At 66.0% G+C, this 8,914-nt stretch carries 6 protein-coding genes; 2 read left to right on the forward strand and 4 right to left on the reverse strand.

The genetic code is table 11. The features are described from left to right. Positions 1-507 (forward strand): zinc-binding dehydrogenase (locus H926_RS0117250; RefSeq protein WP_022677429.1); only part of this gene is annotated, 507 nt, incomplete at its 5' end. An 84-nt stretch (positions 508-591) separates the two neighbouring features. Beyond that, a complete protein-coding gene (locus H926_RS0117255; protein WP_022677430.1) occupies positions 592-1,974 on the forward strand; it encodes an alginate export family protein in 1,383 nt (460 codons plus the stop codon). Positions 1,975-1,980: 6 nt separating this feature from the next. Here H926_RS0117255 and H926_RS28365 read toward each other — a convergent pair whose 3' ends face one another. The 4 genes from H926_RS28365 to H926_RS0117275 all read right to left on the reverse strand — a co-directional run bounded on the left by H926_RS28365 (position 1,981) and on the right by H926_RS0117275 (position 8,735). Next, a complete protein-coding gene (locus H926_RS28365) occupies positions 1,981-3,666 on the reverse strand; it encodes a S10 family peptidase (RefSeq protein ID WP_022677431.1) in 1,686 nt (561 codons plus the stop codon). Between the two features lie 166 nt (positions 3,667-3,832). Then, entirely contained in the window at positions 3,833-4,120 is a 288-nt protein-coding gene (locus H926_RS0117265; protein WP_022677432.1) for a hypothetical protein, read from the reverse strand. Positions 4,121-4,285: 165 nt separating this feature from the next. After that, the gene (locus tag H926_RS0117270; RefSeq protein WP_022677433.1) at positions 4,286-5,659 is read right to left on the reverse strand and encodes a class II 3-deoxy-7-phosphoheptulonate synthase; all 1,374 of its coding nucleotides are present in this window, start codon (positions 5,657-5,659) and stop codon (positions 4,286-4,288) included. Between the two features lie 172 nt (positions 5,660-5,831). After that, the gene (locus H926_RS0117275; protein WP_022677434.1) at positions 5,832-8,735 is read right to left on the reverse strand and encodes a pitrilysin family protein; all 2,904 of its coding nucleotides are present in this window, start codon (positions 8,733-8,735) and stop codon (positions 5,832-5,834) included. Positions 8,736-8,914 lie beyond the last annotated feature (179 nt).

Genomic DNA, 8,914 nt, shown 5'->3' on the forward strand with positions numbered 1-8,914 from the left:
GCCGTGAACGCCGCGCGCATTGCCGGGGCCGGCCGCATCATCGCCGCCGACCCTTCACCCGAAAAGCGCGCGCTGGCGCAGGAAATGGGCGCGACCGACATGATCGACCCCAGTGCCGACGATGCCGCCGGCGCGATAATGGAACTGACGCGCGGCGGCGTGGAACATGCGATCGAGGCCGTGGGCCGCCCGGCCTCGGCCGATCTGGCGGTGCAGGTCTTGCGCCGGGGTGGCACGGCCACGATCCTGGGCATGATGCCGCTCGATCACAAGGTCGGCCTTTCGGCGATGGACCTGCTGTCGGGCAAGACGCTGCAAGGCGGGCTGATGGGCATGAACCGCTTTCCGATCGACCTGCCGCGCCTGGTCGATTTCTACCTCGGTGGGCAGCTCAAGCTCGACACCATGCTGACGGCGCGGATTACGCTTGATCAGGTCAACGATGGCTTTGCCGCGCTGCGCCGTGGCGATGGTGCCCGCGCGGTGGTGCTATTCGACGGCGCGTAGTTCCGCTTAAGGCCGCTTTCACGCCGGCTTGGCGGGCGCGGCGCTAATCCCGGTGGCATCGCCATGCCATGAGGGAAACCGCCGATGCCCGCCATTTGCCACCGTGCCCGCCTGCCGGGCGCTGCCCTGCTTGCCGCAACGGCCCTGGCAGCCGCCCCGCCGGCGCTGGCAGGAGAGGCACCGCCGGCCGATGGCCTGGCCATCTCTGGACAGATCCGCCTGCGTTATGAAGCGATCGATGGCCAGGCGCGGCCCAACGCCAACCGCACCGACCAGCTGATCAACACCCGCGCCACGATCAAGGCCGCGTGGACCAAGGGCCCGTGGCAGGTGGTGGGAGAGTTGTGGGACGCGCGCGTGTTCAACGACAATCCCGGCACGCCGATCACCACCGGAGAGATCAACGCTTTCGAGCTGGTGCAAGGCTATGTCGGGTTGGACCTGCCCGGCCGCCTCGGCAAGGGCAGCAAGCTCAATGTCAGAGTGGGGCGCGAAACGCTCAACATCGGGTCACGCCGCCTGATCGCGGCCGACGATTATCGCAACACCATCAACAGCTATACCGGCCTGCATGCCGAGGCCCAATGGCCCAGCGGATGGCGCGCGTCACTGGTCTTCACCCTGCCCGACCAGCGCCTGCCGCTGGACCGGCGCGGCATGCATGTCCACCGCTTTGCCTGGGACCATGAGGGGTTTGACCTGATGCTGTGGGGCGGCTTTGTCGGCAAGGTGATCTCGGCCAAGGGCGCCCCGGTCACCTTGATCGAGGCCGGACTGCTGCACCTTGGCGAACGCGACCGGCCCGATACCCCGACGCGGGACCGCTCGCTCAACACCTCCAGCCTGCGCCTGGCGGCAGAGCCCGCGCCGGCGCACCTGGATTACGAACTGGAAGGCAATTACCAGTGGGGCGAGGAAGCCATGGTCATGGCGCCCAATGCGCCGCTGCTGCCCGTCAGCGCCGGCAACCTGCACGTACGCGTGGGCTATACCTTTGCCGACAAGGCCAAAACGCATCTGACGGCAGAGCTGGACTATGCCACCGGCGATACGCCGGGCGGCACGATCACCCGCTATGATCCGCTCTATGCCACGCGGCGCAACGATTTCGCGCCGGCCGGGCTCTATAACGTGCCCTATCGCGCCAATATCATCGCCCCCGGATTGCGGCTGGAAGGCGCGCCGTCCAAGCGGTTTGACTATCTGCTGACCTGGCACCCGATGTGGCTGGCCAATGCGCACGATATGTTTGGCAGTTCGGGCGTGCGCGATGCGGCGGGCACCAGCGGCAGGTTTGCCGGGCACCAGTTCGATTCCCGGCTGCGCTATTGGGCGGTGCCCCGCCGGCTGCGCCTGGAATTCGATGGGGTCTATCTGGCCAAAGGTGGCTTCATGCAGACCGCGCCCAATGCGCAGCCGGGGCAATCCACCACCTATGGTTCGTTCAACGTGACCGCGTTCTATTGAACGGGATCAGTGCTTGCCGCTGTTGCGGGCAATGAAGGCCGCCGTGGCATCGTGGAAGCCCTTGAGCGAGGCCTCGTTGGCATAGACCATGTGGCCCGACGGGTAATAGGCAAAGCTGATGTTGCCCTGCAGCGATTGCGGCATGGGCAGGTGGCGCGTCTCGAACAGCCCTTCGAAATAGGGCGTGGCGAGATCGTAATAGCCGCCGGCCAGCAGCACCTTGAGCTGCGGGTTCTGCTTCATCGCGTTGGCCAGGTCTGGCATCACGTTGAGCGGGCCGCTTTCCGACCGGCTGCCATCGGGCAGGCGGTGGGTCATGTCCCATTCGGTCAGCCCGGCAAACGGCTTGTAGGTCGCCTGCGTGGCATAGTGCAGGCTGTCGCGCGCATAGGCGTTGAACGCCGAGATATAGGCCGAGCTGATCGCCGCGCTCTGCGGGTCATAGCCGGCTTCCTTGGCCGTGGGGTCGAGCGTGGGGCCCGAGAAGCGCGAATCGAGGCGGCCGGTGGTCAGGCCCTGCTCTTCCTGCAGGTGCTGCATCACCTGGCCCACGTTGAGCCGCAGGTTGGAGCGCAGCCAGTATTCGGCGGGAATGCCGGTATAGCCGGCCAGGCGCTTGGCCATGTCCTGGCGCTGGGCGTCGGGCAGCGTGCTGCCTTGCATCAGGGCCATGGCATAGTCGGTGGTGGCAAAGTGCTCCACCTCGCGCAGGAAGGTTTCCAGGTCGGCCGGGCGCGTGCCGGGCAGGCGATTATGATACCACGCCGTTGCCGCCACGGTCGGCAGGCTCACCACATAGGCGCTGTCCACGCCCGGGTTGTGTTCCGGGCCATCGGCCGAAAGATCGAAGTTGAGGATCGCCGAAAGCAGGACAACCCCGTTGAAATCGATCGAATCGTCCGATTGCAGCGCGTTGACCAGGGCCGAAGCGCGCGGGGTGCCATAGCTTTCGCCCAGCAGGAACTTGGGCGAATTCCAGCGGCCATGGTCCGACAGGAACGCCTTGATGAATTCGCGGAACGCATGGACATCCTGGTCCACGCCCCAGAACGCCTTTTCCTTGTTCTTGCCGGCAATGCGCGACCAGCCAGCGCCCGGTGCATCGATGAACACCAGGTCCGATGCGTCCAGCAGGCTATAGGCATTGTCCACCAGGTTATAAGGCGCGGGCGGAGTGTGGCTGTCGTTGGCAGTGATCACCCGGCGCGGGCCGAATGCGCCCATGTGCAGCCAGACCGTGGCCGAACCGGGGCCGCCGTTGAACAGGAACGTGATCGGCCGATCGGCCGAGGGCGCGCCCTTCTTGAAATAGGCGGTGTAGAACATCGAGGCTTCGGCCGGGGCGTCCTTGGCATCGTCCTTGGTCTTGCCGGCTGCGGCGGTCTCGCGCCAATCGGTATCGTCCCAATCGGCCTGGTGTACCACCACGGTGCCGGCTTCGGCGGTGTAGTCAATCTTCTGGCCGCCCACGGTCACCATGCCAGACGAGAGCACCTTGCGCGGCTTGAAGAAGCGCGTGGTGGTGGCACTGTCGGGATCGGGCACGCCATCGGGATCGTTGCGCGCCGCGTCAGACCTGGCGTCCTTGTCGGCCTTGTCCGCCTTGGCGGCGTCATCAGGCTTGGCCAGGGCCAGCGCGGGGTTGAGAGCAAGCAGGGATACGGCAGCAGCAAGCGACAGGGCGGAGCGCAAGGGTGAATTCCTTTACAGGCGAAACCGGTTTGGCGGCCGCATCGAACGCGCGCGGGCGCGATGGTGTCAAGCAAAGGTTCCCACCCGTTCGACGAACGACAAACCCGCGCCGATCAGCGTTATACTATATCCGCCAGGCCGCCTTGGGCGCAGACTGCGGTGGGTTTCAGCCCCTGCCGATCTGCGCGTTGGTCAGGTTGGCAGTAAAGGCCGGCGAAATGCGCCGCTCCATCGCGCGGCAGGCGTCCGCATGCGCGATCAAGGCCTTGCTCGCCCGCTCCAGCACGCGCGGATGCAATGGCTCCGCGCCCGAAAGCAGCGCGGCCATGCCCAGTTCGCTTTCCCCGATCGCCTGGCCAGCGGCCTTGATCCCGCCGAGCAGGTCCACCGCCCTGGCAAACAGCGCGCGTTGGGCAAGCGGGTCCATGGGCTTTTGGGCGTTGGGCTGGCTCATGCCTGCCACTGTGCGCGATGGCGTGCGCGGGGGGAAGTGGCGCCGTGGGGTTGTGCCCGGAAATGTGGCGTGCGCGAGGCTGTTCGCCAGGAAGTGGCACTCAGCGCTCGGCTTTGCACCACCCCCAACCCCCTCCTCTGAAGAGGAGGGGGCTTTTTGGTAGTCTCAGGCCGCTTCGGCCTTCTTGTCGGCGTGTTCCAGGTTGAGCATTTCGGCCAGCAGGAACGCCAGTTCGATCGACTGCGCGGCATTGAGGCGCGGGTCGCAGTGGGTGTGGTAGCGGTCGGCCAGGCTTTCCTGGGTGATCGCCACGGCGCCGCCGGTGCATTCGGTCACATCGCGGCCAGTCATCTCGATATGGATGCCGCCCGCGTGCGTGCCTTCGGCGCGGTGCACGGCGAAGAAGCCCTTCACTTCGGCCAGGATGCGGTCGAACGGCCGCGTCTTGTAGCCGTTGTCGGCCTTGATCACGTTGCCGTGCATCGGGTCGCAGCTCCACACCACCGGGTGCCCTTCGCGCTTCACCGCGCGCACCAGCGCGGGTAGGCCGGCTTCCACCTTGTCGTGGCCGTAGCGGCTGATCAGGGTGATGCGGCCGGCTTCGCGCGCGGGGTTGAGCGTGTCGAGCATGCGCAGCAGCGCGTCGGGCGTCAGGCTGGGGCCGCACTTCATGCCGATCGGGTTGCCCACGCCGCGCAGGAATTCGACATGCGCCGAACCTTCGAAGCGGGTGCGATCGCCGATCCACAGCATGTGCGCGCTGGTATCGTACCAGTCACCGGTCAGCGAATCCTGCCGCGTCATCGCCTCTTCATACTGCAGCAGCAGCGCTTCGTGGCTGGTATAGAAGCTGGTGCCCTGCAGCTGCGGGACATTCGACGGGTTGACCCCGCAGGCTTCCATGAAGTCCAGCGCTTCGCCGATCTTGTCGGCCATTTCGCCGAACTTGGTCGCCCAGGGGCTCTTGGCGATATGGTCGAGCGTCCAGCCGTGCACCTGGCGCAGGTTGGCATAGCCGCCGCCGGCAAAGGCGCGCAGCAGGTTGAGCGTTGCGGCCGCCTGGCTATAGGCGCGCAGCATGCGGTCAGGATCGGGGATGCGCTGTTCGGGCGTGAAATCGATCCCGTTGATGTTGTCACCCAGATAGCTGGGCAGTTCCACATCACCCTGGCGTTCCACCGGCGAGGAGCGCGGCTTGGCGAACTGGCCGGCCATGCGGCCAACCTTCACCACCGGCTGCTTGCTGGCAAAGGTGAGGACCACGGCCATCTGCAACAGCACCCGGAACGTGTCGCGGATGTTGTTGGGATGAAATTCGGCAAAGCTTTCGGCGCAGTCCCCGCCCTGGAGCAGAAAACCCTTGCCCGCCGCCACCTGGGCCAGATCGGCCTTGAGCGCGCGTGCCTCGCCGGCAAAGACCAGCGGCGGAAAGCTGCCAAGGGTGCTTTCCACCGCGTTCAGCTTGTCCGCGTCGGGATAGACCGGCAGATGCCGCGCCTCTTGATCCCGCCAGCTCTTTGCATTCCAGTTCTGTGCCACTGTCCTCATTCCTTTCAAGACCGGCGGACATAGGCGCACGCGCGCAGGATTGCAAAGAAAGCCTTTCGCATAGTGTGATCGACATTTTGTTGCGTGGGGGGAAGAAAAACACCCCCTCCGGCGGCCTGCGGCCGCCACCTCCCCCCGCTTTGCGGAGGGAGGATCCTGCACGTTATTTCTTGGCTTCGGGGACGACTTCGACGCGCCATGAGCGATCGTGCTGGAGATAGCGGGCGGCGAGCGCCTGCATCGCCTGGGGCGTGGTCTTGCTGTAATCTACCAGGATCGAGCGGATATCGTCGAACTTGCCCGGTTCCTGCGCCCCGCCTTCCAGCAGCGACATATAGAAGGCGTTGCCGGTGCTGGCGCGGGTGATCAGCTGCTTGAGCGGCTCGGTCACGCGCTCGATTTCATCGGGCGTGGGCGGCGCGGCAACCAGATCAGCGGCGATCTTGTCCGTCGCGGTAAAGAACGCGGGCAGATCCTGCGGACGCAGTTGCACCGTCGCGCCAAGATAACCGCCCGAGGGCAGATCCATCGGCCAGACGGATTCGACCTGCGGGGCATAGGATGCGCCGATCTTTTCGCGCATCTCGTCGAACAGGCGGTTGTTGACGATCTGCGCCAGGATTTCGAGCTGGCGCGATTCGTGCACGCCGGTGCGCCCGCCACCGGTGGGCCAGGCCACCATGGCGGCGGCGGTATTGGAATCGCCTGTGTGGGTGAGCACCACCGGGGTTTCGTTGTGCGCGGGCAGATGCGGATCGAGCGGCGGCGGATTGGCCGCGGTGCGGGCCGGCAGCGCGCCGAACGTGGTGTTGAGCGCATCGAGCGCCTGCTGCCGCGTGAAATCGCCGAACATGTCCACCTCGATCGGCCCCTGCGCCAGCAGGGGTTCCCACACGCGGCGGAAGTCGGCTGGCGTCACGGTATCGAGCGCGGCCGGATCGGGCACCTTGTAGCGCGGGTCCTTGTCCTTGAGCAGCCAGCCCATGTCCCGCTGCAACACCGCCTGGGGCGAAGAGCCACTGGCAGCATATTGCAGCTTGGCCGCTGCCACTGCGCGCAGGATCGGGTTGGTATCCCAGCGCGGCTCGGCCAGCTTGGCGGCAAAGAGGTAGAGCTGGTCCTTGAGATCGGACGGGCGGGTGTCGGCCGAAAACTCGAACGCGGTATCGTCGAGCTTGAAATTGAGGTTGAACTTGCGGCCCGTGGCCAGTTCATCCAGCGCGTTGCGGTCCACCTTGCCAAAGCCGGTTTCCATCAGCGCCATATCGCCGAGCGAGGCATAGACCGCATCCTTGGGCGCGATCGCGGCCAGGCCACCGCCAAAGCGAATGCGGATGATGATCCGCCCCGGTTCGGCATCATTGGCCCAGAGCAGCGCCTTGACCCCGTTCGACAGGGTAAGCCGCTCGATCCCGAGCACGCCGGTGGGCTGCGCCTGGGCGACGGTGCCCGGCGTGCCGATCGGCGGCAACTGGGCAAAGGTCAGCTTGTCGGTCGGCAGGCGGACGCTGCCGGTTGGCACCGGCTTGGCGATGAGCGCGGCGCGCACATCGGCCGCCGTCGCGCCGATATCGCGCGGCGTGGTCAGCATGCCACGCACGACAGTGCCCTTGAACAGCGCGCGGGTATGCGCCAGCACGGCCTGCGGGGTGAACAGCGGCACCGACTTCTTGAAGATGGTATAGACCGTCTCGGGGTTGGCCACCGTCTCGCGGATATCGACCGCCTGGGTGATATCGTCGGCCAGGTCCGATCCGGCCTGGGTGCGCTGGGTTTCCACCGGCACCTTGAACGACAGGTCGAACTCGGCCACTTCGCGATCGATATCGGCCTGCGAGGGCGGCGAGGCCAGCGCATCGTCGATCACCGAGCGCACATCGGCCACGGCGGCCTTCCAGTCATCACCCAGCGGCGTGACCGAAACCAGCGTGGTATCGGCCGAACGGGCATAGTTCTGCTGGTCGATCGAGGCCGACAGGAAACTGCCACCGGCGCGCGCACGCACGGCCAGGCGGCGGTTGATCAGCGCCATGGCCAGGCGGTCGATCATCAGCCCCTGGTTATAGGCGATGGTATCGGCATGGCGCTTCCACGGCCGCACCACGGCATAGTTGAACTGCATCGGCGCGCTGGGTTCCACCACCACGCGGGCACCATCGACGGGATTGGCGGGATTGGCCCCCTTGGGCGCCACCGGCTTGCCGAAATCGACCGGTGCGGGCTTGGGGCCATTGCCGGTCCACGGGCCGAACCACTTGGTGATCTGCGCCAGCATCGCCTGGGGATCGGCATCACCGGCCACCACGATGATCGTGTTGTCAGGGCGATACCACTTGTCATGGAAGGCCTTGATGCTTTCGGGCGTGGCCGCCTGCAGCGTTTCGACCTTGCCGATCGGCGAACGCGTGGCGGCCGGCTGGCCGGCAAAGAACAACTCGCGCGTGGCGTCCATCACGCGGGTCTGCGGGCCGGAACGCTCGCGCATTTCGGCCAGCACGATCGGCACTTCGGTTTTCACCCCCTGCGGCGTGAAGATCGGCGCGGCGATCATGCCCGACAGCAGCTTGAAGGTTTCATCCAGCTTGGCCGGCGTGGCATCGGGCAGGTCGAGCTTGTAAACGGTTTGTGTGCCGCTGGTTTCGGCATTGGTATCGCTGCCGAACGTGGCGCCCAGGCGCTGCCAGGTGGGGATCGCCTCACCCGATTTGAGATACTTGGAATCGCGGAACGTGAGGTGTTCGATAAGGTGGGCAAAGCCCTGCTGGGCATCGGTTTCATAAAACGATCCGGCATCGACCAGCACGCGCACCGAAACCTGATCGGGCGGGACGCCATTGTGGCGCACGGCATAGCGCAGGCCATTGGGCAGGCGGCCAAAGATCCATTCCTTGTCCTGCGGCACGTCGCTGCCAACGTAGAGCCAGTTCTGCGCCGTGTTGTCCACGGCCGTCGCCGCCGTGGCGGCTCTGGCCTGCGCCGCAGCCGGAATGCCGGCCGGCGCCGTGGTGGCGAGCAGGGAAAGAACGAGAAAAGCGAAGCGCCGCGAGCGCCAGGTGTTCGATCGCATTTCCCATCTATAGGGAGGGGGTTTGTGAAGGGCCAGTGAATAGACCGGCCCTTCACCATGTTCATATCGCTTAATTACGCCATTACGGCTTGGGCGTGGCGGCCGGGGCCGCCGGCTGGGCCGGTGCGGCAGGCTGCCCATCGGCGCCCGGCTGGCCTGCAGCGGCGGCAGCGGCACGC

It is taken from the genome of Novosphingobium sp. B-7, assembly GCF_000410615.1.
Classification (GTDB): Bacteria; Pseudomonadota; Alphaproteobacteria; order Sphingomonadales; family Sphingomonadaceae; genus Novosphingobium; species Novosphingobium capsulatum.

Coding starts and splice junctions, on each gene's coding strand:
- H926_RS0117275 (WP_022677434.1), bottom strand. CDS start 8,735: ATGCGATCGAACACCTGGCGCTCGCGGCGCTTCGCTTTTCTCGTTCTT.
- H926_RS0117255 (WP_022677430.1), top strand. CDS start 592: ATGCCCGCCATTTGCCACCGTGCCCGCCTGCCGGGCGCTGCCCTGCTT.
- H926_RS0117265 (WP_022677432.1), bottom strand. CDS start 4,120: ATGAGCCAGCCCAACGCCCAAAAGCCCATGGACCCGCTTGCCCAACGC.